We start from the raw sequence: 26251 nt of genomic DNA, 5'->3' as shown, positions 1-26251 counted from the left end.
TCCTTAATGCCAGATCAGTAACACACAGGCTGCGGTCAACAACCCCATGGAAACGTTGAAGATAACCCAGGCTTTTTTGCTGCGCAGCAGGCGGCCGATCACGATGCCGAACGCCAGCCAGATAATGCCGGCGACGATGTTGACCACCAAAATGCCCAGCGCGATCGCCGCAATGGACCCGTTGTACTTATCGCCCGCCAGGCTGAAGCTGGCCACCGCCCCCAGCGCCATCAGCCAGGCTTTCGGGTTGAGGAACTGCAACAGCCAGCCCTGATACAGCCGCACCGGCTGCGGCGGCGCCACGTCGGTTTCCAGTTTTTCATAGGCGGCGGTGGCGACTTTCCACGCCAGCCACAGCAGGTACAGACTGCCGAGGATTTTCAGGATCAGGTGCAGCGACGGGTAGACCAGGATCAGGCTGCCGACGCCGAAGGCCACCAGCAGCAAAATGCTTTGCATGCCAAGCATGATACCGACCATCAGCCACAGCGATCGCATAAAGCCGAAGTTAGCGCCGGAGGTGGTCAACAGCAGGTTATTGGGGCCAGGCGTGATGGCGGCGACCCACAGGAAGCCCAGCATCGAAAGGAATAAACTCGGTTCCATGGCACGGGTGCTCCTCACCCAAGGCGCTTTTTTGCAGTATCATTGTTAGTTCTTGGTATTGAAGCTAACAGTGCGCTAGGGATCTCACAATAGCCGCCCACAACATTTTTACTCAGCCTATGCCTAACACCTTTCGCCCTCTGACCGGGGCCAGTAACCCGCACCTGCAAACGCTGTTGCCGCGGTTGGTGCGCCGCCGCGTGTTATTGAAACCGCATTGGCAACGGCTGGAATTGCCCGACGGCGATTTCGTCGATCTCGCCTGGAGCGAAGATCCGGCGCAGGCGCGCGACAAACCGCGCGCGGTGCTGTTCCACGGCCTGGAAGGCAGCTTCTACAGCCCCTACGCGCATGGCCTGCTCAACGCCTGGCGTGAGCGTGGCTGGCTCGGCGTGGTGATGCACTTTCGCGGCTGCAGCGGCGTGCCCAACCGCAAGCAGCGCATCTACCACTCCGGTGAAACCGAAGATGCACGCTTCTTCCTGCGCTGGCTGCGCGACCGCTACGGCGAGGTGCCAACCGCGGCGGTAGGCGTTTCACTCGGCGGCAACATGCTGGCCTGCTATCTGGCGCAGCAAGGCGCCGACAGCCTGCTGCAGGCGGCGGTGGTGGTCTCGGCGCCGCTGATGCTGGAGCCCTGCGCCTATCGCATGGAGCAAGGCTTCTCCCGCGTTTATCAGCGCTACCTGCTGGGGCAGCTGAAACAAAACGCCACCCGCAAGCTGTTGCACTACCCGGACACTCTGCCGCTCAAGCTGTCACAGCTGAACGGGTTGCGGCGCATCCGCGAATTCGACGACGCCATCACCTCGCGCATTCACGGCTTTAGCGACGCTATCGACTATTATCGCCGCTGCAGCGCCCTGCCGCTGTTGCCGGCGATCCAAACGCCGCTGCTGATCATCCATGCGAAGGACGATCCCTTCATGACCCATGAAGTGATCCCCGACGTCGCCGGCCTGCCGCGCAATATCGAATATCAACTGACCGAGTACGGCGGCCACGTCGGCTTCGTCGGCGGCACGCTGAAAAAACCGCACATGTGGCTGGAACATCGCATTCCGGCCTGGCTTTCCCCTTATCTGGACATCCCGACGTGATCATTCCCTGGCAAGAACTGGCAACCGACACCCTGAACAGCCTAATCGAATCCTTTGTACTGCGCGAAGGCACCGATTACGGCGAACAAGAACGCTCGCTGGAACAGAAGGTGGAGGACGTGCGCCGCCAGCTGAAAAACGGCGAAGTGGTGCTGGTGTGGTCGGAACTGCACGAGAGCGTCAACATCATGCCACGCGGCCAGTTCCGCGCCGGGCAGGAAGAAATTTAGTGGCGCTCGGTTCTATGACTGACGGAAAAAATCAGGTAACAATGGGGCATTGCAAACCAGCGCGCGCCATTTTTCCTGAGATAAAGAGCGTCAACAAGAGCCACAATAATCCCCTGACGCCGGCGCATTCAACACGGAGTGACAACCATCATGTCTGCCAAACATCCCGTTATCGCGGTGACCGGTTCCAGCGGCGCCGGCACCACCACCACCAGCGTGGCGTTCCGTAAGATCTTCCAACAGCTCAACATCCGCGCCGCCGAGCTGGAGGGCGACAGCTTCCATCGCTACACCCGGCCGGAAATGGACGCGGCGATCCGCAAGGCGCGCGATCTGGGCAGACACATCAGCTATTTCGGCCCCGAGGCCAACGACTTCGGCCTGCTGCAGCAAAGCTTTATCGACTACGGCAAGAACGGTACCGGGCGCTCGCGCAAGTATCTGCACACCTACGACGAAGCGGTGCCCTACAATCAGGTGCCGGGTACCTTCACCCCGTGGGAACCGCTGCCGGCACCGACCGACGTGCTGTTCTACGAGGGGCTGCACGGCGGCGTGGTCACCGATCACCACGACGTGGCCAACCACGTCGATCTGCTGGTCGGCGTGGTGCCGATCGTCAACCTGGAGTGGATTCAGAAACTGATCCGCGATACCGGCGAGCGTGGCCACTCTCGCGAAGCGGTGATGGATTCGGTGGTGCGTTCGATGGAAGATTACATCAACTACATCACGCCGCAGTTCTCGCGCACCCACATCAACTTCCAGCGCGTGCCGACGGTGGACACCTCCAACCCGTTCGCCGCCAAGGCGATTCCCTCACTGGACGAAAGCTTCGTGGTGATCCACTTCCGCGGGCTGGATCAAATTGACTTCCCCTATTTGCTGGCGATGCTGCAGGGCTCGTTTATCTCACACATCAATACGTTAGTGGTGCCTGGCGGCAAGATGGGGCTGGCGATGGAGCTGATCATGGCGCCGCTGGTGCAGCGGTTGCTGGAAGGCAAGAAGATCGAATAAATGCGTTGAGCGCGGCGCCGGGCCGCGCTCCGTCTCGATTACGCCGGTTGGCGGATCTCGAAGCTGTGGGTCACCGTGGCGGCCTTGTTGAGCATCAGCGCCACCGAGCAGTATTTCTCCGCCGACAGGTTCACCGCACGCTCGACGATCTTGTCGGTCAGGTCCTGGCCGGTAACGATGAAGTGCAGGTTGATATGGGTGAACAACCGCGGGGCTTCTTCGCGGCGCTCGGAGGTCAGCTTCACCTCGCAGTCGCGCACGTCGTTGCGCCCTTTTTGCAGGATGGACACCACGTCGATTGCGCTGCAGCCGCCCACCGACATCAGCACCATCTCCATCGGGCTGGGCGCTTTATCACCGGCGTTACCGTCCATCAGCACCTGGTGGCCGGAGGCCGATTCACCCAAAAACGTTAACCCTTCCACCCATTTAACTCTTGCCTGCATTCTGGTCACTCCGGTTGATTTCTTAAAATCAGAGTACGCTTTCGCATAGAAACAGGCAACGTAACCTGATGCTAATCATGCTGAAGCGAGACAACACGAGACACCCGCCTTACTCTGTGCTACAAACAGAGCCGCAATAAATCTTTCCGGGACACTGAATTTCAGGGAAACGCCCAGAGAAAGGCTCCTTTACCGGTATGTTAACAGAATGTAGCTTGCAGCGCTTACGGCAAGTTAATATGCTAGAGCGACAGCGTATTTTTATGACACGCCTCAAAACTTGCCGGTAGCCCTCGCTCATGACTGCGGCTACAGGCGGGTTTTACAGGGAACTCTGACCCCTGTGACACAAGGCAGCGATAACAACAGAGGATAACAGCGAATGGTTCTCGGCAAACCGCAAACAGACCCTACTCTCGAATGGTTCCTGTCTCATTGCCATATCCACAAATATCCATCGAAGAGTACGCTGATTCACCAAGGTGAAAAGGCCGAAACGCTTTACTACATCGTGAAAGGCTCCGTCGCGGTGCTGATCAAGGATGAAGAAGGTAAAGAGATGATCCTGTCCTACCTCAATCAGGGGGATTTCATCGGCGAGCTCGGATTGTTCGAAGAAGGCCAGGAGCGCAGCGCCTGGGTTCGCGCGAAAACCGCCTGTGAAGTGGCCGAAATTTCCTACAAGAAATTCCGTCAGCTGATCCAGGTGAACCCGGACATCCTGATGCGTCTGTCCGCCCAAATGGCGAGCCGCCTGCAGGTCACCTCCGAAAAAGTGGGCAACCTCGCCTTCCTGGACGTTACCGGCCGCATCGCGCAAACCCTGCTGAATCTGGCGAAGCAACCCGACGCCATGACTCACCCGGACGGCATGCAGATCAAGATCACCCGTCAGGAGATCGGCCAGATCGTCGGCTGCTCGCGTGAAACCGTTGGCCGTATTCTGAAAATGCTGGAAGATCAAAACCTGATTTCCGCCCACGGCAAAACCATTGTCGTCTACGGCACCCGTTAATCCCTGAAGAAACGGCGCAGTCTGCGCCGTTTTTTTGTCTGCTCTCTGCCATGTGGCGCCGCCTGATCTACCACCCGGAAATCAACTACGCACTGCGACAAACGCTGGTGTTGTGCCTGCCGGTGCTGTTCGGCTTGCTGATAGGCCAGCTGCAGCTCGGCCTGATGTTCTCCCTCGTGCCCGCCTGCTGCAATATCGCCGGGCTGGATACGCCGCATAAGCGCTTCTTTAAACGACTGATCGTCGGCGGTTCGCTGTTCGCCTTCAGCGGCGTGCTGCTGCAACAGGCCCTGCTGTGGCACGTGCCGCTGCCGGCGCTGATGTTGGGCCTGGCGCTGCTGCTCGGCGTCACCGGCGAAATCAGCCCGCTGCACGCCCGGCTGTTGCCGGCGGCGCTGGTAGCCGCCATCTTCGCCCTCAGCACGGCCGGCACGGTGCCTATCTGGCAGGCGCCGCTGCTGTACGCGATCGGCACCGCCTGGTACGGCTTATTCACCTGGTTCTGGTTCAAGCTGTGGAAAGAGCAGCCGATGCGCGAGACGCTGAGCCAACTCTACCTGGAACTGGCGGACTATTTCGAAGCCAAATACTCACTGCTGACCCAGCACACCGATCCGCAGACCGCGCTGCCGCCGCTGCTGGTGCGCCAGCAAAAGGTGATGGATCTGATCAGCCTGTTGTACCAACAGCTTAATTTCCTGCCGCACACCAACAACCTCGAGCAAAAGCGCCTGCAGCGCGCCTTTCAGGTGGCGATGGACCTGCAGGAGCACATCACCGTCAGCCTGCATCTGCCGGAAGAGGTGCAAAAACTGGTGGAGCAGAGCCAGGCCGAAGCGATCATTCGCCGCAATGCTCAGGTGATCGCCGGCCGGCTGCGCGTGGTGGCGCACGATATTCTCTACCATCAACATTCGAAGCGCTTCTCCATGACCCACGAGCTGGCGGCGCTGGAAAAAATGGCGGCGCAGCATCCCGATAATCCGGTCGGCCAGTTTTGTTATTACCACTTCAGCCGCATCGCCCGCCTGCTGCGCACCCAGCATCCGCTGTACCGCCGCGACCTGATGCCCGGCCAGCACCGCCTGCCGTTTTGGCCGGCGCTGCTCAGCTATCTGTCGTTCAAATCCACCGCCCTGCGCAACGCCGCGCGGCTGGGCGTGACGCTGGCGGTCGGCAGCAGCCTGGGTGCGGTATTCAACCTGCCGAAGCCTTACTGGATCCTGCTCACCATCATGCTGGTGAGCCAAAACGGGTATAACGCCACCCGGGTGCGTATTCAGCACCGTGCGCTGGGCACGATTGCCGGGCTATTGCTGGCGGCCGGGCTGCTGCAGCTGCAGTTGCCGGAGGGAGAAACGCTGAGCATCATGCTGGTGATCACCCTGCTGGCCTACCTGGTTTCGCGCAAGAACTACGGGCTGTCGGTGATTGGCTTTACGGTCACGGCGGTTTACACCCTGCAGCTGCTGGCGCTGAACGGCTCGCATTTTCTGGTACCGCGCCTGATCGATACGCTGATCGGCTGCGTGCTGGCGTTCGGCGGCACCATTTGGCTGTGGCCGCAGTGGCAAAGCGGGCTGCTGCGCAAGAATGCCCATCAGGCGCTGGAGAACGATCAAGCCGCGCTGCGGCTGATGCTGAAGCAACCGGAACCGGACGCCACCGCGTTGGCCTATACCCGCATGCAGGTCAACCAGGCGCACAACGCGCTGTTCACCTCGCTCAATCAGGCGATGCAGGAGCCGGGGTTCGCGTCAAACTATCTGGCGGACATGCGGCTGTGGGTCACTCACAGCCAGTTCATCGTCGAACACCTGAACGCCATGACCATTCTGGCGCGCGAGCACTACATGCTGACGCCGAAACTGGCGCAAGAGTATCTGCAGACCTGTGAAATCGCGCTGCAAAGCTGCCAGCAGCGGTTGGAATACGACGGCCCGAGCAGCGGCAACAGCGGCATCATGCAGCCGCCGGATCTGCATCCGGACATGCCCGTTACCGAGATGGAGCGCCATCTGCGGCGCATTTTGTCGCACCTGAGCGTGATGCACACCATTTCGTCGCTGGCCTGGCGCCAGCGCCCGCACCACGGCATCTGGCTCAAGCGCAAACTGCGCGATCAATAAGGGCGCGGCATGCCGCGCCCCGTTATATGCCGCGCGGGCTTCAGGCGTTGATCACATCCTGCACCGCCAGCTCGAACAGCGCCATGCCGGCCTCAATATCCTGCAGCTCCACCACCAACGACGGCGCGAAACGGATCACGTTCGGCCCGGCGTTGAGGATCATCAACCCACGCGCAGCGGCGGCGGTGAGGAAGTCGCGCGCCCTGCCGTGATAATGCGGCGTCAGCTCGGCGCCAATCAGCAGCCCCATGCCACGAATCGCGGTGAAAATACCGTATTTATCACCGATATGCTGTAAAGCCTGCACATACCGCGTGTGGCGCTGCTCGATGCCGCTCAGTACCTCCGGCGTATTGATCACGTCCAGGGCCGCCTCCGCCACCGCGCAGGCCAGCGGGTTGCCGCCGTAGGTGGTGCCGTGGGTGCCCACCTGCATCACCGACGCAATGTCTTCGGTGGTCAGCATGGCGCTGACCGGGAAACCGCCGCCCAGCGCCTTGGCGGTGGTGAGAATGTCCGGCGTCACGCCATAATGCATATAGGCGAACAGTTTGCCGCTGCGCCCCATGCCGCTTTGCACTTCGTCGAACACCAGCAGCGCCTGATGTTGGTCGCACAGCTCGCGCACGCCTTTGAGGAAGCCGGCGTCGACCGGCGTAATACCGCCCTCGCCCTGAATCGGCTCCATCACCACCGCGCAGGTGTGGTCGTCCATCACCGCCTTCACCGCCGCCAGATCGTTGAACGGCACGTGCACGATGTCGGCCGGCTTCGGCCCGAACCCGTCGGAGTATTTGGCCTGCCCGCCCACCGACACGGTGAACAGCGTGCGGCCGTGAAACGCGTTATAGAAAGCGATGATTTTGGTTTTGTACGGGCTGTGGCGGGTGATGGCGTAATGGCGCGCCAGTTTGAACGCCGCCTCGTTGGCCTCAGCGCCGGAGTTGGCGAAGAACACCCGATCGGCGAAGGTAGCGTCGATCAGTTTGCTTGCCAGGCGCAGCGCGGGCTCATTAGTGAAGACGTTGCTGGTATGCCACAGGGTTTCGCCCTGGCGTTTGAGCGCCTCGACCAGCGCCGGATGGCAGTGCCCCAGCGCCGTCACCGCGATGCCGCCGGAAAAATCGATGTACTCTTTTCCCTGCTGATCCCAGACCCGGCTGCCTTGGCCGCGCACCGGCACAAACTGGGCAGGCGCATAAACAGGCAGGATCACCTGGTCAAAGGTACTGCGGCTCACTGCGGATTTTTCAGTCATTTTCGGCTCCACCCTGAAAGTTTTTCAGCGCTATCGTAATGTCAGATTGAAAACATAATCACGAAATATGCATAAAAAACCAATCAAGCGCAAACGCAAAACGCCTGACGGGCGAAAAAAACGCAGCGGAATTAACGCTTGAGGAAATTATCCAGCAGCTGGTGGCCCTGCTCGCTGAGCACGCTTTCCGGATGGAACTGCACGCCTTCCAGCGCCAAAGTGCGGTGGCGGATGCCCATGATCTCGTCGCGCACGCCGTCGCGCTCGCTCCAGGCGGTCACTTCAAAACAGTCCGGCAGCGTATCGGCTTTCAGCACCAGCGAGTGATAGCGGGTCACGGTCAGCGGATCGCTCAGGCCATGAAACACGCCGACGCCCAGGTGACGAATCGCCGAGGTTTTGCCGTGCATCACCGCGCGGGCGCGCACCACCTCGGCGCCGAACGCCTGCCCCAGCGCCTGGTGCCCCAGGCACACGCCGAGGATCGGCAGCTTGCCGGCGAAATGACGAATGGCGGCCAGCGAGATACCCGCTTCGTTCGGGGTACAGGGGCCAGGGGAAATCACCAGATGCTGCGGCGCCAGCCGCTCGATATCGGCCAGCTGCAGCTCATCGTTGCGCTTCACCAGCACCTCGGCGCCCAATTCGCAGAAGTACTGGTAAAGGTTATAGGTAAAGGAGTCGTAGTTATCGATCAGCAGCAGCATGTTAGGTCCGGCAGAGAAAAATGCCGCCACAGTGTACTGATTTAACCTGCCGCTGCCGACGATAATTTCCGCTTACTTTTTACGGCCGCCGGTGATCGACCCCAGCACGCCGCGCAGGATCTGGCGGCCGAGATCGCGCGCCATACTCTTGGCTGCGGTCTGGACGATGCCGTCGCGCTTGCCGCCGCGCGGGCCGGTGGAACCGAACAGCAGCTCGTTCAGGCCGTCCATCAGGCCGCCGCCCGCCTGCTGTTGTTGCTGTTGCGCCTGCGGTTGCTGCCCCTGCTGCGGGGTGCCGACGGTGGCGAAGCCACCCGACGACAGCTTCTCGTAGGCGGATTCGCGGTCGATCATATCCTCATAGCGGCCATACAGCGGCGACTTGTTGATCGCGCTGTTCAGCCCTTCCGTGCCGAGCCTGCCCATTTTGGATTCCGGCGCAATGACCATCGCCCGCTCCACCACGTTCGGTCGGCCCTTCTCATCGAGGAATGACACCAGCGCTTCGCCCACGCCCAGCTCGGTGATCGCCGTTTCGGCATCGAAGGCCGGATTGGCGCGCAGGGTTTGCGCCGCCGTCTTCACCGCCTTCTGATCGCGCGGGGTAAAGGCGCGCAGCGCATGCTGTACGCGGTTGCCCAGCTGGCCCAGCACGCTGTCCGGAATGTCCAGCGGGTTCTGGGTGACGAAGTAAATGCCGACGCCTTTGGAGCGGATCAAACGCACCACCTGTTCGATCTTGGTCAACAGCGCCGCCGGCGCATCGTTGAACAGCAGGTGCGCCTCATCGAAGAAGAACACCAGCTTCGGTTGTTCAGGGTCGCCCACTTCCGGCAGGTGCTCAAACAGCTCGGCCAGCAGCCACAGCAGGAACACCGAATACAGCTTCGGCTGATTGATCAGCTTATCCGCCGCCAGCAGGTTGATCACGCCGTGACCGTTGGCGTCGGTTTTCATCAGATCGTTGATGTCCAGCATCGGCTCGCCGAAGAACTGGTTGGCGCCCTGCTCTTCCAACGTCAGCAACCCGCGCTGGATGGCGCCGATCGACGCGGCAGAGATATTGCCGTACTGAGTCTGGAATTGTTTGGCGTTGTCGCCGACGAACTGCACCATGGCGCGCAGGTCCTTCATGTCCAGCAACAGCAGCGCATTGTCATCGGCGATCTTGAACACCAGCTGCAGCACGCCGCTTTGCACCTCGTTCAGATCCAACAGGCGCCCCAGCAACAGCGGCCCGAGATCGGAAATCGTGGCGCGGATCGGGTGGCCCTTTTCGCCGTAAATATCCCACGGGATAATGGTGCAGGCCTGCGGCTGCCAGTCGGTGACGCCAATCGCCGCCAGACGCGCCTGCAGTTTCTCGGAAGGCACGCCCTCGGCGCCGATGCCGGACAGATCGCCCTTCACGTCGGACAGGAACACCGGCACGCCGATGCGCGAGAACTGTTCGGCCATTTTCTGCAGCGTCACCGTCTTACCGGTGCCGGTTGCCCCGGTGATCAGCCCGTGGCGGTTGGCCAACGCCGGCAAAATCACCAGATCCTGCTCCGGTTTTCCGTCTTTCATCGCTTTGGCGATAATCCGTGGTTCACTCATTTTCTGTTCCTTTGACGCTGACGCGGCGCGAAACGCGCCTGTTGATGCAATAAAGCTATAAGCGCCGCGTAACCCCGTCAAGGACAAACAAAATGGGTACCGTCGGAGCCTGATGAATTCAGATTGCGCTTAGCGTCAGAGCGTCTTTGTTTGAACAATAAAGCACCAGTGCTATAGCGACCATTACGCTGTATATACGAGGTAAATACCATGTCTGAATCTACCGTGGTAATTCGCGTGGATGAAGAGTTAAAAACTGCTTTCGCCAGCGCGGCAAAGGCCGCCGATCGCACGGTTTCGCAACTGCTGCGAGATTTCATGCGCGAGTTTGTCAGCCGCCAGGCGCAGCAGGAAGAGTACGACCAGTGGTTGAAGGAAAAGGTCGAGGTGAGCCGCAAGGCGTTGCGTGAAGGCAAGTTCGCCGACGATGAAGAGGTGGCCGCTTATTTCGCCGAACGCAGAGCGAAATCAACGCAATAAAACACAAAATGACTTTTGTGAAACTGACATGGACGGAACCCGCCATCGCCGATCGTCTGGCAATTTATGAATGGTTGGAACTTAAAAACCCGGCCGCCGCCGCAGAAAATGATGCAAAAATCGCTGACGCGGCGGCACGCCTCGTGCATCATCCCGCCAGCGGGAAAACGGGTCGGATAGCCGGCACGCGCGAGCGGCTCATCTCACCGTCCTGTTTGCTGGTCTATGAATGGGCGGCTCAGCGCGTCATCGTATTGGCCATCGTGCATACTCGCCGCCGGTGGCCGCCGGCATAGTCACCCCCGCAGCCCCAGTTGTTCCTTCAGCGCCTTCAAATAGCGCCGGCTGACCGGCACCGGATCGCCGGCCGACATGATCATCTCCGCTGCGCCGCCCTCTTCGAAGCGGATTTCACGCACCTGCTCCAGGTTGACCAAATACTGCCGATGGCAGCGCACCAGCGGCGTACGGCTTTCCAGCGTGCGCAGCGTCAGCTCGGTGAAACACTCCATGCCGTCGCTGCGCACCACGAAGACCCCGCTCAGCTTGGAACGGATCGCCAACACTTCGTCGAACCGCAGCAGATAGATGCGGCTGTGGCCGGTGCAGGGAATGTATTTCAGGTAACCGGCGCTCTCTTCCAGCGCCGCCACGTCCTGCGGTGCACTGCGCTGCCGCAGGCGTTGCAGCGTCTTGCTCAGCCGCTTCGGCTCCGCCGGCTTCAGCAGATAGTCGAAGGCATGCTCCTCGAACGCCTGCACCGCGTATTCGTCGTAGGCGGTCAGAAACACGATGTGCGGCATGCGGTTGGGATCCAGCATGCCGACCATTTCCAGCCCGCTGATGCGCGGCATCTGGATATCGAGAAACACCACGTCCGGCTGCAGTCGGTGGATCTGGCTGATGGCTTCGATGGCGTTGGCGCATTCGCCGATAATCGCGATCTCCGCCTCGGCCTCCAGCAGATGGCGCAGGTTGTCGCGCGCGGAAGGTTCATCGTCAACAATCAGTGCGTTTAACATCAGGCGGCCCTCTCCATGGGGACATTGAGCGTAATGCGGGTGTAGGCGTCCGGCCGGCAATCCACCTGCACGCCATAGCCTTCGCCGTAGCGCACGCGAATGCGTTTATCCACCAGATTCATCCCCAGCCCGCTGCAGTTCGGTTTCGGCTGGAACAGCCCGGCGTTGTCCGTCACCTGCAGCAGCAGATGCTCGCCCTCGCAGCAGGCGCCGATTTCGATGCGGCCCACGCCCAACAGATGCGAGGTGCCATGCTTGATGGCGTTTTCGACGATCGGCTGCAGCGAGAACGCCGGCAGCCGCACCGCCAACAACGCCTCCGGCAGCGATACCGCGATCTCCAGCCGATCGGCGAAGCGCGCTTTCTCGATCTGCAGGTAGGCGTTCACGTGTTCAATCTCGTCCGCCAGGCTGACTTCGTCATCCGAGCGTTTGAGGTTTTTACGAAAGAAGGTCGAGAGGGACTGCACCAGATCGCAGGCGCGCTCGCCATCGCGGCGGATCACCGCCACCAGGGTATTCAGGGCATTGAACAGGAAATGCGGATTGACCTGCGCATGCAGCAGCTTGATCTCCGACTGTGCCAGCAGCTGCTTGTGGCGCTCGTACTGTCCGGCCATGATCTGCGCCGACAGCAGGCTGGCGATGCCTTCGCCCAGCGTACGATTGATGGTGCTGAACAGCTGGCTTTTCGGTTCGTACAGTTTGATGGTGCCGATCACCCGCTGGTTTTCGCCGCGCAGCGGGATCACCAGCGTCGATCCCAGCTTGCAGGCCGGATTGATCGAGCAGCAGTAAGAGAGCTGATTGCCGTCGGCGTACACCACCTCGTTGTTGTCGATGGCGCGATGCGAATGCACCGAGGCGATCGGCGTGCCCGGCAGGTGGTGATCGTCGCCGATGCCGATAAACGCCAGCAGCTTGTCGCGATCGGTGATCGCCACCGCGCCGATGCCCAGCTCCTGATAGATCACCCGGGCGACCTTCATGCTGTTCTCCTGATCGAACCCCTGCCGCAGGATGCCCTCGGTGCGCTCGGCGATCTTCAGCGCCTTGGAAGAGAAGGCGCTGGTGTATTTTTCGAACATCGCGCGCCTATCCAGCAGGATTTGCATGAACATCGCCGCGCCGACGGTATTGGCGATCATCATCGGCAGCGCGATGTGCTCCACCAGCTGCAACGCTTCGTCGTAGGGGCGCGCCACTGCCAGGATGATCGCCATCTGCAGCACTTCCGCCACCAGCGCCACGCCGCCGACGAACAGCGGATTGAACAGCAGCTCGATGCGCCCCCGGCGCATGGCGATGCTGTGTACGATGCCGCCGACCAGGCCTTCCGACACCGTGGAGATCGCGCAGGCCACGTCGGTCATGCCGCCGAGCGTATACCGGTGCAGGCCGCCGGTCAGCCCGACCAGAAAGCCCACCGACGGCCCGCCCAGCAGCCCGCCCAGGACCGCGCCTATCGCGCGGGTGTTGGCGATCGAATCCTGAATGTGCAGCCCGAAATAGGTGCCCATGATGCAGAACACCGAGAAGATCACGTAGCACAGCAGCTTGTGCGGCAGGCGGATGGTCACCTGCATCAGCGGGATGAACAGCGGGGTTTTGCTCAGCAGATAGGCGATAACGAGATAGACGCACATCTGCTGCAACAGCAACAGCACCTGGTTAAATTCATACATGGCAGCAACTCATCCAGAGACAACAAAGGGCGAACGCCGGATTTCCGGTCTGATTATTGTCTGCCGATTAGAGCATGGGGCGCGGGAGAAAACAGTGATGAAGGCAAGGCTTCGGGAGGAAGGAGCGGCCGACCCCGGCGGGATCGGCCAAAAAACTTACGGCAGCACCTTAGCCGACAGAATCACCACCGGTTTGGTCGGCACATTCTGGTAAGGGCCGACGTTGCCGGTCGGCACCTGGGCAATTTTGTCCACCACGTCCATGCCTTTCACCACTTTGCCAAACACCGCGTAGCCGAAGTCACGCTGGCCGTGATCCAGGAAGGCGTTATCCGCCACGTTCAGGAAGAACTGGCTGGTGGCGCTATCCTTGTCGGCGGTGCGCGCCATCGAGATGGTGCCGCGCAGGTTGCGCAAGCCGTTGTCGGCTTCGTTCTTGATCGGCGCCTTGGTGGATTTTTGCTGCATGTCAGCGGTGAAACCGCCGCCCTGCACCATAAAACCCGGGATCACGCGGTGGAAGATGGTGTTGTTGTAGTACCCGCTGTTGACGTAGTCGACGAAGTTCTGGCTGGAAACCGGTGCCTTCTGGCTGTCGAGCGCCAACTCGATATTCCCCGCCGAGGTCGTCAGCATGACGTGGGTCTCACCGGCGGCGAGTGCGGCTGGCGCCACTGCGGTCAGGGAACACAGCGCGACGAAGGTCACTAAAGTACGTTTGAACATTAACGGGTCCTTTCTCTGAGAGACAAACAACGGAAAAGCGCTTTGATTCTAAAGAGCTGTATCGGCAAGTGCCAGCCATTTACCTATATTTACCCAATTACGGGACATATCCTAGGCGGCCCTGAATTTTGCTGCGGAAAGTATGGGCGCAGAAGGCTTTTTTGCCAACCGCATCACGCATTTTTTGCCCCGCACCACTCTGGGTCGGTTTTTGCGATCTTCCTCCCAGTTTGCACACGCATTGTCGTTACTCTATTTAAATGAGAGCGCTCTCATTATAAAAAGAACGGATACTGAAGCATCCCACGGCGGCATCGCCGCGCAACCCCTGGAGAAATGACGTGAGTGAATTGATGACTGAAGTCAGCCCCGAGTTTGAAAGCACCATCATGGAACTGCTGGTGTTCTCCGGCAGCGCGCGCAGCAATGCGTTGATGGCGCTGCGGCAAGCGCGCGCCGGCGACTTCGCCGCCGCGGCCAAACACATGGCCGAGTCCAAAGAGTGGGTGAAGAAGGCGCACCTGATCCAGACCGAGCTGATCGGCCTGGACGAAGGCTGCGGCAAGCTGACGATCAACCTGATCACCGTGCATGCGCAGGACCATCTGATGAACGCCATGGTGATCCAGGATCTGGCCGACGACATGATCGAGCTCTATCGCCGTCAGTCGCCGACGGAGGGCCGCCCATGAGCACGCTCAAAATCGCCGTGATCGGCGGCGGCAGCAGCTACACTCCCGAACTGGTCGACGGACTGATCCAGCGCATCGAGGAGCTGCCGGTCACCGAACTGGCACTGGTGGACGTCGAACCGGGCCGGCAAAAAGTGGAAACCATCGCCGCTCTGACCCGCCGCATGCTGGCGCGCCACGGGCTGGAACAGGTGAAGGTCAGCGTGCACTTCGCGCTGGACGACGCCATTCGCGGCGCCGCTTTCGTGCTGACCCAGTTCCGCGTTGGGCAACTGCCGGCGCGCGCCGCGGATGAACGGCTGGGCCTGAAATACCAACTGCTCGGCCAGGAAACCACCGGCGTCGGCGGCTTCGCCAAAGCGCTGCGCACCATACCGGTGATGCTGGATATCGCTCGCCGGGTGGAAAAATTGGCGCCGGACGCCTGGATCATCAACTTCACCAACCCGGCCGGTATCGTCACCGAGGCGGTGTCTCGCTTTACCAAAGCGAAGATCATCGGCCTGTGCAACGTACCGATCAGCATGCATCACATGATCGCCAACATGCTGCAGGCGCCTTACGCCGACGTACAGCTGCAGTTCGCCGGCCTAAACCACATGGTCTGGGTGCATCGGGTCACGCACCTGGGATGCGACGTCACCGCCAAGGTGATCGACATGCTGTGCGACGGTGCGGCGCTGACCATGAACAACATCAAGGAAGAGCCCTGGCAGCCGGACTTCCTGCGCGCGCTCGGCGCGATCCCCTGCCCGTACCACCGCTATTTTTACCAGACCCGCGAGATGCTGGCGGAAGAGATGGCCGCCGCCGGCGAGCGCGGCACCCGCGCCGAGCAGGTGATGCAGGTAGAAAAAGAGCTGTTCGAGCTGTATGCCGATCCGCAGTTAAACACGAAACCGGAACAGCTCAGCTTCCGCGGCGGTTCTTTCTATTCCGAAGTTGCGCTGGAGCTGATTCGTGCTATCCATAATAATCTCGGCACGCAATTAGTGGTCAACACCGCAAACCGCGGCGCAATCCATGGCCTGCCGGACGATGCTGTGATAGAAATCAACTGTATCGTCGATGCTCAGGGCGCACACCCGCTGACCTTCGGCCCGCTGCCGGAGCCGATGCAGGCCCTGACGCAGCAGGTGAAAGCCTACGAACGTCTAACCATCGAAGCCGCGGTGCACGGCGATCGTCGCAGCGGGTTGCTGGCGCTGATCGCCAACCCGTTAGTGGGCAACGCCAACCTGGCGCAGCCGCTGCTGGACGAGGTGTTGACGATAAACGCGCCGTATTTGCCGCAGTTCAGGTAAGCGGCTATACGCAGCCAGACAGGGGTTCGGCGCGCCGAACCCATTTTTTTAGCCGTAATTCAGGAGTGGGACGATGGTGACACTGGAAGATGTCGCGGCGCTGGCGGGCGTTTCGCGCGCCACCGTATCGCGCGTGGTGAACGGCGACAGCAACGTCAAGGCGCCGACCCGCGAGAAGGTTGAACGCGCCGTCGCCCAGCTCGGTTATACCCCCAACCCGGCGGCCCGCGCGCTCGCCTCCAGCCACAGCAATACCCTCGGGCTGGTCACCACGTCGTACCGCGGCGGCTTCTTCGGCGCACTGATGGACTTCGTGCAGACCGAGGCCGAGTCCCACGGCAAACAGCTGCTGGTGACCCAGGGCCGCAACAGCGCCGAAAACGAATGGCAGGCGATACAGCGGCTATTTAGCCTGCGCTGCGACGGCGTGATCCTGCACGTGCGTTTTCTCAGCGACGATCGGCTGCGCCAATTGGCGGCGGAACAACGTGATTTCGTGTTGCTCGATCGTCTGGTGCCGGGGCTGGAAGCCCGCTGTGTCACCTTCGATCACCCGCTCGCCAGCCGTATGGCGACGCAGCAACTGCTCGATGCCGGGCACCGGCGCATCGCCTGCATCAGCGGCCCGCGTGAGCGCCCGTCGAGCCGCCTGCGGCTGCAAGGGTTTGAAGAGGCGATGCAGGCGGCAAATATCGAACCGGTGGCCTGCCTGGAGGGCGTCTACGATCTGGAAAGCGGTTACCGCTGCGCCGATCGTCTGCTGCAGCAAGCCGCACGGCCCAGCGCCATCTACTGCTGCAACGAAGAGATGGCGATCGGCGCCCTGCTGGCAATCAACGAGCACCGCCTGCGGGTGCCGCAGGATATCTCCTTGATCTGCTACGACAGCGGCGAACGCGCGCCTTTCGTGCGCCCGGCGTTGAGCAGCGTCCATTTTCCCATCAGCGAGATGGCCCAATACGCGGCGCGCAGGCTGATCGACCCCGCCACCCCGGCGCACCGGTTTGAGCCGACGATCGTCAACCGTGATTCCATTGTGACGGTGCGCAAATAGATCACAATAATGCGCATCGCCCCTTCATTGGTTACATCAAAAAATCGACAGCCATCACAAAAAATCCCGTTGTCTGTGCTAGGATCCGCCCCCTGGTGGCCTGATCGGGACTTTTTTCTGCGTTTGCCAGGAAAAGCCAGCGGCCTTATGCCAGCGTTAAAACCTCTAACAGACATATTCAGGCCTATACAATGAATGACAGTAACCGCATACGGCTTACCTGGATCAGCTTCTTTTCGTACGCGCTGACCGGTGCTTTAGTGATCGTCACAGGGATGGTGATGGGAAACATTGCAGAGTACTTTAACCTGCCGGTTTCCAGCATGAGTAACACCTTTACTTTCCTCAACGCCGGTATTTTGATTTCGATCTTCCTCAATGCCTGGCTGATGGAAATCATCCCGCTGAAGCGTCAGCTGATCTTCGGCTTTGTCCTGATGGTGCTGGCGGTCGCAGGGCTGATGCTCGGCAAGAGCCTGACCATGTTCTCGCTGTGCATGTTTATCCTCGGCGTGGTTAGCGGTATCACCATGTCGATCGGCACCTTCCTGATCACGCACATGTATGCCGGCCGCCAGCGCGGTTCACGCCTGTTGTTCACCGACTCCTTCTTCAGCATGGCTGGGATGATCTTCCCGATCGTCGCCGCGATGCTGCTGGCCCGCCACATCGGCTGGTACTGGGTTTATGCCTGCATCGGCCTGCTGTACGTGGGGATCTTCGTGCTGACCCTGTGCTCCGAATTCCCGGTGCTGGGCAAGAAAGGCGCCGACGCCGGTCAGCCGGTCGAGAAAGAAAAATGGGGCATCGGCGTGCTGTTCCTGTCGATCGCCGCGCTGTGCTACATCCTCGGCCAGCTGGGCTTCATTCAGTGGGTGCCTGAGTACGCCACCAAATCGTTTAACATGGACATCGGCCAGGCCGGTAAGCTGGTGAGCGACTTCTGGACCTCTTACATGGTCGGCATGTGGGTGTTCAGCTTCATCCTGCGCTTCTTCGATCTGCAGCGCATCGTTACCGTGCTGGCCGCACTGGCTACCGGCGCGATGTACCTGTTCGTCAGCACCGACAACCCGGAGCATCTGGGCTACTACATCATGGCCCTGGGTTTCGTTTCCAGCGCCATCTACACCACGCTGATCACCCTCGGCTCGCTGCAGACCAAGGTCTCCTCACCGAAGCTGGTCAACTTTATCCTGACCTGCGGCACCATCGGCACCATGCTGACCTTCGTGGTCACCGGCCCGATCGTGGCGAAAGGCGGCGCGCACGCGGCGCTGACCACCGCCAACGGCCTGTACCTGGCGGTGTTCGTGATGTGTCTGCTGCTGGGCTTTGTGACCAAGCACCGCAGCCACGGTCACGTGACACATTGATCCGCACACAGGGCTGAGTTCATCGTCGTTGACTGAGAATGCCCTCTCTCCTTAGATAAATGCCGGCCACTTCTCCCTGGCCGGCATTTTTTATTCCTCCCGCTTTTCCGTAGACCGGGCTAACGCGCCCTGGGCCGGCGGCATAACCGAATTTCATCTCCAATTCGCGGGGTGACGGAGCGTGATTAAATTGGCATTGTATAAAATGCCAACGCCCTGTATATTTGAAAACTCCGATTAATAAAAAACAACACTGGCCTACCGGCGAATATCGCTCACTTAGCCATTTCACTTATCATTTTCACGCATTCGGTTCTAAAATATTACCATCAAATATATATAAAGGAATCTCATAAATGAAGATTATATTTTATGCCTTGCTCTTATCTTTGATAAGCCATGCTCCTGTCTATGGTAAAAACACGTCATTCACAACGGCTTCAGCCATTAACTCGCGTAACGCAACACACCAGTTTCTCTTAACTGCGAAAAACGCCTATGAGATTTATAACCTGGAAAAATTGGAAAATGCGCTATCCTCGGCTCACCAGAGTGCACCACAACGCCTGGACGTCCTATTTAGCCTGGGAAACACCTATATACTGCAAGGAAATATTAATAAAGCACTGGACGTCTACGCCGGAATAAATACCCAAACCGGTGGTGATATTGATGCGCTGACCTATCTGGTGATGTACAAACACTACCTGGGGCAATCAATTACCAACGAAATGTCGGCCCTAAGGAAAATCAGTGCGCAGCGAGCGAAAGATGTGGCGACCATAATCGGCAATATCAATGAGCAATTAGCTATGCCAACAGCGGAAACACTCCCCGTCGGCTACAACACAGACAAGCCAGCGCTAATACTCACCTTAGGCTATGCATTAAAAGAGGATGGCGTCATGGATAATATATTGATAGACCGGCTGAAAAAAACCTTAGCCATGGCGAAAATGTTACCTGAGGCTAAAATTATCGTAACGGGTGGTGTGCCGAGAAATGACAAAAGTGAAGGTATCGAAATGAAGCAATGGCTGATTGCCCAAGGAATAGACGAAAACAGGATAATTGCCGAAAACTACGCGACAGATACCGTAGAAAACTTTATTTATTCACGTTACATCATCAAACAAGCAAAACGAAATGACATTGTCATCGTCAGTTCCGCAACCCATGTGCGCAGGTGCCATGTCATTTTGCAATCCCTCGCCCTGGCCAAAGGAGAACACTATAACATCACAACCGTCGCGGCCCCAGACGCCTCCGAAGAAGAGATGAAATTCGAAGGGAAACGCAAACTGGGTATCTATCGTGATGCGCTACGCGCCTATGGATTGTATATGATTTCGGCCGCACCTGAATTTTCGTTAAACTGATGGCGCGCTCCCGGATGACTCGCTGCCCGCCGGGAGTTATATCACTGTTCAGGGCCGACTCAGTTCGATTCCCAACCAGGAAGGCACCGGTCGGGCATTCCCGTCGGGTTGTTTTATCGGCGAGCACCAAGCGCCAGAGTTAGGACAGCTGCTCTTGGGCGCTTCGCCGCCGCCCCATTTTGCAATGCCGTTTTTGATAACCAATGCGGCGGAACCACCGCCGTCCAGTTCTACCGCCATCTTGGCCTCCAATGCCCGGAACAACGCGGTCAGATCCTCGCGGTCAACACCGTCACGGTAGGCACCGCCGTGAAAAATATAGAGACGATCCTGCTTGTTATGGTAACCCAGGGCAATCCGGGTCGTTTGAGCCGGCCCGTTATCCGGCTGACCTTCTGGGCCGTCATCACGCCGTGGAATCAGCGAGGTTCCAGAAAAGGCCACAAACTGAGCCCTCATATTGCTTAGCCTATCGGCCAAACGCGTGGCTTCAGTACTAAACCGATCGGTGTTATTTACAATGTGCAACGGAATACCAGGCTGATTCATTTCCCAAAAAAGTGTGTCGACCGGCGCAGCTTTATTATGCTCATCGACGAAATGACGCAGCCCGGGGAAATAGTCACCGGTTTCCAGCTCCGGCTGCGTTGCACCGTCTTTAATATTGTCATAGTACATACCAAGCGGCGTTGCACAACCGTTACTTATCCAGGTACTGCCACGTCTTTGTGGCCTGATATCAAAATAGTTAACGTTCAGCACAATATCGGGAAAAGCCAACCTTCCCCATGCACCAACAGGGTAATAAATTTCATTAGATTGTTTAACCCCATCGTCCGTTGACGCATTGTCATTCTTTTCGCACCGTAGCGATGTCCGCTTTTTCATGTCCAACAGCAATGACGGCACCAATTTCCTCACATTGGGAATAACCAGCAGTGTCCCATTTTGGTTATTGGCATAGTACTCGTCAATGCCTGAGCGCATTGGTATCTGATGGTCTTTATCAAAAGTGTATACGAATGGCGCATCTTTGTTTTTTTCTATCGCATCCGTCAGCTTCATTAAAACATTAGCGCCATCGGGACCAATATTTACGACTTTACTTAGACGAACATAGATATCATTACTGCTGCCTATTTTATCAGAATGTACGGTCGCGTTGAGAGTAAACGTATATTTCCCAGACCTTGGTGTTGGTATCACCCTGACGAATCGTTTATCCCTGCCAAATCCATATAACTGAAAGATCTGCTGACTTTCTCGCCCTGTTTCGTCATGTTTTATGCCAACCAACAGGCTCAACTTATAAGGATCTTCCCAATCGTACCAAAAACCCGTACTGTAATCTTGATACTTGTTCACCCATAGAATTAAAACCATCTTCCCATCGACATATTTTTCACACATCGTGAACATGGCATACCTATATTCATTAGCCGAATATTTCTCTGTGGCACGCTTATCACAATTGGGATCCTGAATGTTTATGTCATCAAAATCATTGGTCGGATCCGTAACGCTACCTTCGCCAGCAGGCGCCGCATAGCATGCCCCGCCAAAAACCAGGAAACTAAACAATGCTACGCGGCGTAAAATCATCATCAATCCTTGCATGTCAGACACCAATAAAGTTAATCACCAATCCCTGGAAATTAGACCACAACCCAAAGAATATCCACAGGATTAAATAAAAACCCTCAAATAGTTGACTAGAATCAATATCAACAACCCATTATCCGACAAGAAGTGAAAATATAGGATAAAAATAACTAATGAGTCGCATTCCATGGTAAAAAACACACTTAAAATTATTTAAACGATTAATTATTAGATACTCCAGGTTATAAAGAGAATCATTAACTGGCCGAACAATAATGTACCTCGCGTTACCGGAATTATCGCGAGAGGGTCGCCCACGACATATAATGTTCACCATCATTGTCGCGGGCAAAGGAACCGGCTAACGCCGAAAATCCACCGTCTCATCCTGCTGCAAATGCAGCGTGGTTTCCGCCGGCCGCGTTTCGGCGATCACCGCCCCCTGGCGAATCGAATAACGCACCGGCGTCTGGCGGCGCACCGCGTCGAAGCCGCTTTCCGCCGGCAGGATCACCAGGTTGGCGCTGTTGCCGGCCGCCAGCCCGTAGTCGCTCAGGTTAAGGGTGCGCGCGCTGTGGTGGGTGATCAGCTTCAGCCCATCGTCGATCTGGCCATAGCCCATCAGCTGGCACACGTGCAGCCCCATATGCAGCACCTGCAACATGTTGGCGGTACCGAGCGGGTACCAGGGATCGAACACGTCGTCATGGCCGAAGCAGACGTTGATCTCTGCCTCCAGCATCTCCTTCACCCGCGTCACGCCGCGCCGTTTCGGGTAGCTGTCGAAACGCCCCTGCAGGTGAATGTTCACCAGCGGGTTGGCGACGAAGTTGATGCCGGACATTTTCAGCAGGCGGAACAGCCGCGAGGCGTAAGCGCCGTTGTAAGAGTGCATCGCCGTGGTGTGGCTGGCGGTGACTTTCGCTCCCATCTCCAGCTTCAGCGCCAGCGCCGCCACGGTCTCGACGAAGCGCGATTGCTCGTCGTCGATTTCATCGCAGTGCACGTCCACCAGCCGATCGTATTTTTGCGCCAGCGCGAACGCCTTATGCAGCGACACCACGCCGTATTCGCGGGTGAATTCGAAGTGCGGAATGGCACCCACCACGTCGGCCCCCAGCCGCAGCGCCTCTTCAAGCAGCGCTTCGCCGTTGGGATAGGAAAGGATCCCCTCCTGCGGGAAGGCGACGATCTGCAGAGTCACCCAGGGCGCCACCTCCAGCTTCACCTCCAGCATGGCACGCAGCGCGGTCAGCGTGGGATCGGAAACGTCAACGTGGGTGCGCACATACTGCACGCCGTTGGCGATCTGCCACTTGAGCGTTTGCCAGGCGCGCTGTTTGACGTCTTCATGGGTCAGCAACGCTTTACGTTCGGCCCAGCGCTCAATGCCCTCGAACAACGTGCCGGACTGGTTCCAGGCCGGCTGACCGGCGGTTTGCGTGGTATCCAGGTGAATATGCGGTTCGACGAACGCCGGCAACGCCAGCCCGCCCTGCGCATCCAACACGTCGCTGCGCCACTCCTGCCCTTCCGGCTGCGGCACCAGATGCGCGATGCGCCCCTGTTCGATCGCCAGTTGCCACAACCCTTCATGCCCGCTTAAACGCAAGTTGTCGATAAACCTCAATGGACGTTTCGCCACCCTTCACCTCTGCCGTTGCGCAGGTTTTCTTCATCATACTGGCAGCGGATCGCGCTGACAAAGTCGCCGTTGCCTGCCTACCCCTGCGTTTACTCCCTGCGGGGTAATTTGCATGCAAACTGACTCGCTTCAGCTAAAGGTGAATAAAATCCGCAACTTATCAAAAAACGTGAAAAATCATCTATATACCACGTTAGAGGTATATAAGGGTGTGATTGATTTGCATCAATAAATTGCCCATCGGGAGAGATAAGGTAAGCCTAGGAAACCAGAATTTTGAGGCAATAATGAGCAGAGTCAAACTTGCCGTCGTCGGCAATGGCATGGTCGGCCACCGGTTCATCGAAGATCTGTTGGATAAAGCAGACAAAGACCAGTTCGAAATCACCGTATTTTGCGAAGAGCCACGCATCGCTTACGATCGCGTGCACCTTTCCTCCTACTTCTCGCACCACACCGCCGAAGAGCTGTCGCTGGTGCGCGAAGGCTTTTACGAAAAACACGGCGTGAAGGTGCTGGTCGGCGAGCGCGCTATCACCATCAATCGCGACGAGAAGGTCATCCACTCCAACACCGGCCGCACCGTCTATTACGACAAGCTGATCATGGCCACCGGCTCCTATCCGTGGATCCCGCCGATTAAAGGCTCGGATAGCCAGGACTGCTTCGTTTACCGCACCATCGGAGACCTGAACGCCATCGAAGCCTGCGCGCGCCGCAGCAAACGCGGTGCGGTAGTCGGCGGCGGACTGTTGGGGCTGGAAGCCGCCGGCGCGCTGAAAAGCCTGGGGGTGGAAACGCACGTGATCGAGTTCGCTCCGGTGCTGATGGCCGAACAGCTCGACCCGATGGGCGGTGACCAGCTGCGCCGCAAGATCGAGCGCATGGGCGTCAAGGTACACACCGGCAAAAATACCCAGGAGATCGTCAACGGCGGTGGCACGGCGCGCAAAACCATGCATTTCGCCGACGGTAGCCTGCTGGAAGTGGATTTCATCGTGTTCTCCACCGGCATCCGCGCCCAGGACAAGCTGGCGCGTCAGTGCGGGCTGGAGATTGGCCGCCGCGGCGGCATCGCCATCAACGACAGCTGCCAGACGTCGGATCCGGACGTGTACGCCATCGGTGAGTGCGCCGCCTGGCGCGATCGCACCTTCGGCCTGGTGGCACCGGGTTACAAAATGGCGCAGGTGGCCGTCGATCACCTGCTGGGCCGCGAAAACGGCTTCCAGGGCGCCGACATGAGCGCCAAGCTGAAGCTGCTGGGCGTGGACGTCGGCGGCATCGGCGATGCCCACGGCCGCACCGAGGGCGCCCGCAGCTACGTTTATCTGGATGAAAGCAAAGAAGTCTACAAACGCATCGTGGTCAGCGCCGACAACAAAACCCTGCTCGGCGCGGTGCTGGTGGGCGACACCAGCGATTATGGCAACCTGCTGCAGCTGGCGTTGAACGGCATCGAACTGCCGGAAAACCCGGACGGCCTGATCCTGCCGGCCCACGCGGGCAGCAAACCGGCCATCGGCGTGGATTCGCTGCCGGAAAGCGCGCAGATCTGCTCCTGCTTCGACGTCAGCAAAGGCGACATCATCCAGGCGGTCAACAAAGGCTGCCACACCGTGGCGGCGCTGAAGGCAGAAACCAAGGCCGGCACCGGCTGCGGCGGCTGCATCCCGCTGCTCACTCAGGTGTTGAACGCCGAGCTGAGCAAGCAAGGCATCGAGGTCAACCACCACCTGTGCGAACACTTCGCCTATTCGCGCCAGGAGCTGTTCCACCTGATCCGCGTCGAAGGCATCAAGTCGTTCGAGGCGCTGCTGGCCAAATACGGCAAAGGCTACGGCTGCGAAGTGTGTAAACCCACCGTCGGCTCGTTGCTGGCTTCTTGCTGGAACGAATACATCCTCAAGCCGCAGCATACGCCGCTGCAGGATACCAACGACAACTTCCTCGGCAATATCCAGAAAGACGGCACCTACTCGGTGATCCCACGCTCCGCCGGCGGCGAAATCACCCCGGACGGCCTGCTGGCCATCGGCCAGATCGCCAAGGAATACAACCTCTATACCAAAATGACCGGCTCGCAGCGCATCGGCATGTTCGGCGCGCAGAAAGACGATCTGCCGGCCATCTGGCGCAAGCTGCTCGCCGCCGGTTTTGAAACCGGCCACGCGTATGCCAAGGCGCTGCGCATGGCGAAAACCTGCGTCGGCAGCACCTGGTGCCGCTATGGCGTCGGCGACAGCGTCGGCTTCGGCGTCACGCTGGAACATCGCTACAAAGGCATCCGCACCCCGCACAAAATGAAGTTCGGCGTCTCGGGCTGTACCCGTGAATGCGCCGAGGCGCAGGGCAAGGACGTCGGCATCATCGCCACCGAGAACGGCTGGAACCTGTACGTCTGCGGCAACGGCGGCATGAAACCGCGCCACGCCGACCTGCTGGCCGCCGACCTCGATCGCGAGACGCTGGTGCGCTACCTCGACCGCTTCATGATGTTCTATATCCGCACCGCCGATAAGCTGCAGCGCACCTCGGTGTGGCTGGAAAGCCTGGAAGGCGGCATCGATTATCTGCGCAAGGTGATCGTCGACGACAAGCTCGGCATCAACGACCAACTGGAAGCGGAGATCGCCCGCCTGCGCGATGCGGTGATTTGCGAGTGGAAAGAGACCGTCGAGCATCCGGAAACGCAGCTGCGCTTCGCCCACTTCATCAACAGCCCGCTGCGCGATCCGAATGTGCAGGTAGTGGCCGAACGCGACCAGCACCGCCCGGCGCGCCCTGACGAGCGCATTCACGTCACCCTGATCGATACCGAGGAGAGCCACGCATGAGCCAGTGGATTACCGTTTGTCCCGTCGCCGACATTCTGCCCGGCACCGGCGTGTGCGCCCTGATCGGCGATCGGCAGGTGGCGGTGTTCCGCCCCTATGCCGACGAGCAGGTGTTCGCCATCAGCAATATCGACCCGTTCGCCCAGGCCAGCGTGCTGTCGCGCGGCCTCATCGCCGAGCATCAGGGCGAGCTGTGGGTCGCCAGCCCGCTGAAGAAACAGCATTTCCGCCTGTACGACGGCCACTGTCTGGAAGACGACAGCCGCTCCGTCGCCAGCTTCGCCAGCCGGGTGGTCGACGGCATCGTGCACGTCGCGGCATAACCTTTCGGGAGGCAAC

Annotated in this window: 24 protein-coding genes; 14 read left to right on the top strand and 10 right to left on the bottom strand. The window is 58.9% G+C overall.

Annotation, left to right across the window (positions count from 1 at the left end):
* Positions 1-3 precede the first annotated feature (3 nt).
* Complete coding sequence (locus GF111_RS14625; RefSeq protein WP_047729706.1) at positions 4-606, bottom strand: LysE family translocator; 603 nt, start codon at positions 604-606, stop codon at positions 4-6.
* Between the two features lie 119 nt (positions 607-725).
* Between GF111_RS14625 and GF111_RS14620 the strand changes: the two genes are divergently transcribed.
* From GF111_RS14620 to GF111_RS14610, 3 genes are all read left to right on the top strand, one after another.
* The gene (locus tag GF111_RS14620) at positions 726-1706 is read left to right on the top strand and encodes a hydrolase (protein ID WP_047729705.1); all 981 of its coding nucleotides are present in this window, start codon (positions 726-728) and stop codon (positions 1704-1706) included.
* On the top strand, positions 1703-1936 hold the full coding sequence (locus GF111_RS14615) for a YheU family protein (protein WP_047729704.1): 234 nt from the start codon (positions 1703-1705) through the stop codon (positions 1934-1936). Before GF111_RS14620 ends, GF111_RS14615 begins: the two co-directional genes overlap by 4 nt.
* 150 nt (positions 1937-2086) lie before the next feature.
* Positions 2087-2956, top strand: coding sequence for a phosphoribulokinase (locus tag GF111_RS14610; protein WP_047729703.1), 870 nt, complete (start codon positions 2087-2089; stop codon positions 2954-2956).
* Positions 2957-2994: 38 nt separating this feature from the next.
* Here GF111_RS14610 and GF111_RS14605 read toward each other — a convergent pair whose 3' ends face one another.
* The gene (locus tag GF111_RS14605) at positions 2995-3402 is read right to left on the bottom strand and encodes an OsmC family protein (protein ID WP_004930372.1); all 408 of its coding nucleotides are present in this window, start codon (positions 3400-3402) and stop codon (positions 2995-2997) included.
* 382 nt (positions 3403-3784) lie between these two features.
* Between GF111_RS14605 and crp the strand changes: the two genes are divergently transcribed.
* Together crp and GF111_RS14595 are read left to right on the top strand one after the other, a co-directional pair.
* Positions 3785-4417 carry a cAMP-activated global transcriptional regulator CRP gene (gene crp, locus GF111_RS14600; RefSeq protein WP_004090925.1) on the top strand — a complete coding sequence of 211 codons (633 nt, stop codon included), beginning with the start codon at positions 3785-3787 and terminating at the stop codon, positions 4415-4417.
* 50 nt (positions 4418-4467) lie between these two features.
* Positions 4468-6546: a YccS/YhfK family putative transporter gene (locus GF111_RS14595; RefSeq protein WP_055313005.1), complete on the top strand. Its 2079-nt coding sequence runs from the start codon at positions 4468-4470 to the stop codon at positions 6544-6546.
* Positions 6547-6586: 40 nt separating this feature from the next.
* Here the strand turns inward: GF111_RS14595 and GF111_RS14590 are convergent, their stop codons facing one another.
* From GF111_RS14590 to GF111_RS14580, 3 genes are all read right to left on the bottom strand, one after another.
* Positions 6587-7804 (bottom strand): aspartate aminotransferase family protein, encoded by a 1218-nt coding sequence (locus GF111_RS14590; RefSeq protein WP_047729701.1) that lies wholly within the window; start codon positions 7802-7804, stop codon positions 6587-6589.
* 131 nt (positions 7805-7935) lie between these two features.
* Positions 7936-8511, bottom strand: a complete 576-nt coding sequence (locus GF111_RS14585; protein WP_038878095.1) for an aminodeoxychorismate synthase component II — start codon at positions 8509-8511, stop codon at positions 7936-7938.
* Between the two features lie 72 nt (positions 8512-8583).
* Complete coding sequence (locus tag GF111_RS14580) at positions 8584-10110, bottom strand: helicase HerA-like domain-containing protein (RefSeq protein WP_147190365.1); 1527 nt, start codon at positions 10108-10110, stop codon at positions 8584-8586.
* Positions 10111-10320: 210 nt separating this feature from the next.
* Here GF111_RS14580 and GF111_RS14575 point away from each other — a divergent pair, with 210 nt between their 5' ends.
* Both GF111_RS14575 and GF111_RS14570 read left to right on the top strand, forming a co-directional pair.
* The gene (locus GF111_RS14575) at positions 10321-10590 is read left to right on the top strand and encodes a hypothetical protein (RefSeq protein ID WP_147190363.1); all 270 of its coding nucleotides are present in this window, start codon (positions 10321-10323) and stop codon (positions 10588-10590) included.
* Positions 10591-10598: 8 nt separating this feature from the next.
* Positions 10599-10886: a type II toxin-antitoxin system RelE/ParE family toxin gene (locus GF111_RS14570; RefSeq protein WP_217354312.1), complete on the top strand. Its 288-nt coding sequence runs from the start codon at positions 10599-10601 to the stop codon at positions 10884-10886.
* Here GF111_RS14570 and btsR read toward each other — a convergent pair whose 3' ends face one another.
* The 3 genes from btsR to ppiA form a co-directional block, all read right to left on the bottom strand.
* Positions 10887-11612, bottom strand: coding sequence for a two-component system response regulator BtsR (gene btsR / locus GF111_RS14565; RefSeq protein WP_047729698.1), 726 nt, complete (start codon positions 11610-11612; stop codon positions 10887-10889).
* Entirely contained in the window at positions 11612-13297 is a 1686-nt protein-coding gene (locus GF111_RS14560) for a sensor histidine kinase (RefSeq protein WP_033636285.1), read from the bottom strand. The genes btsR and GF111_RS14560 overlap by 1 nt, the downstream gene beginning before the upstream one ends.
* A gap of 156 nt (positions 13298-13453) precedes the next feature.
* Positions 13454-14023, bottom strand: a complete 570-nt coding sequence (gene ppiA / locus GF111_RS14555) for a peptidylprolyl isomerase A (protein ID WP_047729697.1) — start codon at positions 14021-14023, stop codon at positions 13454-13456.
* 353 nt (positions 14024-14376) lie between these two features.
* On the opposite strand from ppiA, the gene GF111_RS14550 reads away from it, so the two are divergent.
* The 5 genes from GF111_RS14550 to GF111_RS14530 all read left to right on the top strand — a co-directional run bounded on the left by GF111_RS14550 (position 14377) and on the right by GF111_RS14530 (position 19828).
* Positions 14377-14715 carry a PTS lactose/cellobiose transporter subunit IIA gene (locus GF111_RS14550; RefSeq protein WP_047730826.1) on the top strand — a complete coding sequence of 113 codons (339 nt, stop codon included), beginning with the start codon at positions 14377-14379 and terminating at the stop codon, positions 14713-14715.
* Complete coding sequence (locus tag GF111_RS14545; RefSeq protein WP_080490831.1) at positions 14712-16019, top strand: 6-phospho-beta-glucosidase; 1308 nt, start codon at positions 14712-14714, stop codon at positions 16017-16019. Before GF111_RS14550 ends, GF111_RS14545 begins: the two co-directional genes overlap by 4 nt.
* Positions 16020-16092: 73 nt before the next feature.
* Positions 16093-17073 carry a LacI family DNA-binding transcriptional regulator gene (locus tag GF111_RS14540; RefSeq protein ID WP_038878117.1) on the top strand — a complete coding sequence of 327 codons (981 nt, stop codon included), beginning with the start codon at positions 16093-16095 and terminating at the stop codon, positions 17071-17073.
* Positions 17074-17264: 191 nt separating this feature from the next.
* Complete coding sequence (tsgA, locus tag GF111_RS14535) at positions 17265-18449, top strand: MFS transporter TsgA (protein ID WP_033636290.1); 1185 nt, start codon at positions 17265-17267, stop codon at positions 18447-18449.
* Between the two features lie 356 nt (positions 18450-18805).
* Positions 18806-19828: a YdcF family protein gene (locus tag GF111_RS14530; protein ID WP_147190361.1), complete on the top strand. Its 1023-nt coding sequence runs from the start codon at positions 18806-18808 to the stop codon at positions 19826-19828.
* Positions 19829-19876: 48 nt separating this feature from the next.
* On the opposite strand, the gene GF111_RS14525 is transcribed toward GF111_RS14530, so the two are convergent.
* A complete protein-coding gene (locus GF111_RS14525; protein ID WP_080441719.1) occupies positions 19877-21445 on the bottom strand; it encodes a phosphodiester glycosidase family protein in 1569 nt (522 codons plus the stop codon).
* Between the two features lie 346 nt (positions 21446-21791).
* Entirely contained in the window at positions 21792-23060 is a 1269-nt protein-coding gene (locus tag GF111_RS14520; RefSeq protein ID WP_217354313.1) for a cytosine deaminase, read from the bottom strand.
* A 302-nt stretch (positions 23061-23362) separates the two neighbouring features.
* Between GF111_RS14520 and nirB the strand changes: the two genes are divergently transcribed.
* Positions 23363-25912, top strand: coding sequence for a nitrite reductase large subunit NirB (gene nirB / locus GF111_RS14515; protein ID WP_147190217.1), 2550 nt, complete (start codon positions 23363-23365; stop codon positions 25910-25912).
* Complete coding sequence (gene nirD / locus GF111_RS14510; protein ID WP_094460850.1) at positions 25909-26235, top strand: nitrite reductase small subunit NirD; 327 nt, start codon at positions 25909-25911, stop codon at positions 26233-26235. Before nirB ends, nirD begins: the two co-directional genes overlap by 4 nt.
* Positions 26236-26251 lie beyond the last annotated feature (16 nt).

This window comes from Serratia sp. HRI (genome assembly GCF_010119335.3).
GTDB classification, from domain to species: Bacteria; Pseudomonadota; Gammaproteobacteria; order Enterobacterales; family Enterobacteriaceae; genus Serratia; species Serratia nevei.
The sequence above is the reverse complement of the archived record's forward strand: the minus strand, read 5'-3'. Positions and strand labels throughout refer to the sequence as shown.

Excerpts from the sequence above, each read along its gene's own strand:
- GF111_RS14625 (WP_047729706.1), bottom strand. The coding sequence starts at position 606 with ATGGAACCGAGTTTATTCCTTTCGATGCTGGGCTTCCTGTGGGTCGCC.
- GF111_RS14620 (WP_047729705.1), top strand. The coding sequence starts at position 726 with ATGCCTAACACCTTTCGCCCTCTGACCGGGGCCAGTAACCCGCACCTG.
- GF111_RS14610 (WP_047729703.1), top strand. The coding sequence starts at position 2,087 with ATGTCTGCCAAACATCCCGTTATCGCGGTGACCGGTTCCAGCGGCGCC.
- GF111_RS14605 (WP_004930372.1), bottom strand. The coding sequence starts at position 3,402 with ATGCAGGCAAGAGTTAAATGGGTGGAAGGGTTAACGTTTTTGGGTGAA.
- crp (WP_004090925.1), top strand. The coding sequence starts at position 3,785 with ATGGTTCTCGGCAAACCGCAAACAGACCCTACTCTCGAATGGTTCCTG.
- GF111_RS14595 (WP_055313005.1), top strand. The coding sequence starts at position 4,468 with ATGTGGCGCCGCCTGATCTACCACCCGGAAATCAACTACGCACTGCGA.
- GF111_RS14590 (WP_047729701.1), bottom strand. The coding sequence starts at position 7,804 with ATGACTGAAAAATCCGCAGTGAGCCGCAGTACCTTTGACCAGGTGATC.
- GF111_RS14585 (WP_038878095.1), bottom strand. The coding sequence starts at position 8,511 with ATGCTGCTGCTGATCGATAACTACGACTCCTTTACCTATAACCTTTAC.
- GF111_RS14580 (WP_147190365.1), bottom strand. The coding sequence starts at position 10,110 with ATGAGTGAACCACGGATTATCGCCAAAGCGATGAAAGACGGAAAACCG.
- GF111_RS14575 (WP_147190363.1), top strand. The coding sequence starts at position 10,321 with ATGTCTGAATCTACCGTGGTAATTCGCGTGGATGAAGAGTTAAAAACT.
- GF111_RS14570 (WP_217354312.1), top strand. The coding sequence starts at position 10,599 with ATGACTTTTGTGAAACTGACATGGACGGAACCCGCCATCGCCGATCGT.
- btsR (WP_047729698.1), bottom strand. The coding sequence starts at position 11,612 with ATGTTAAACGCACTGATTGTTGACGATGAACCTTCCGCGCGCGACAAC.
- GF111_RS14560 (WP_033636285.1), bottom strand. The coding sequence starts at position 13,297 with ATGTATGAATTTAACCAGGTGCTGTTGCTGTTGCAGCAGATGTGCGTC.
- ppiA (WP_047729697.1), bottom strand. The coding sequence starts at position 14,023 with ATGTTCAAACGTACTTTAGTGACCTTCGTCGCGCTGTGTTCCCTGACC.
- GF111_RS14550 (WP_047730826.1), top strand. The coding sequence starts at position 14,377 with ATGACTGAAGTCAGCCCCGAGTTTGAAAGCACCATCATGGAACTGCTG.
- GF111_RS14545 (WP_080490831.1), top strand. The coding sequence starts at position 14,712 with ATGAGCACGCTCAAAATCGCCGTGATCGGCGGCGGCAGCAGCTACACT.
- GF111_RS14540 (WP_038878117.1), top strand. The coding sequence starts at position 16,093 with ATGGTGACACTGGAAGATGTCGCGGCGCTGGCGGGCGTTTCGCGCGCC.
- tsgA (WP_033636290.1), top strand. The coding sequence starts at position 17,265 with ATGAATGACAGTAACCGCATACGGCTTACCTGGATCAGCTTCTTTTCG.
- GF111_RS14530 (WP_147190361.1), top strand. The coding sequence starts at position 18,806 with ATGAAGATTATATTTTATGCCTTGCTCTTATCTTTGATAAGCCATGCT.
- GF111_RS14525 (WP_080441719.1), bottom strand. The coding sequence starts at position 21,445 with ATGCAAGGATTGATGATGATTTTACGCCGCGTAGCATTGTTTAGTTTC.
- nirB (WP_147190217.1), top strand. The coding sequence starts at position 23,363 with ATGAGCAGAGTCAAACTTGCCGTCGTCGGCAATGGCATGGTCGGCCAC.
- nirD (WP_094460850.1), top strand. The coding sequence starts at position 25,909 with ATGAGCCAGTGGATTACCGTTTGTCCCGTCGCCGACATTCTGCCCGGC.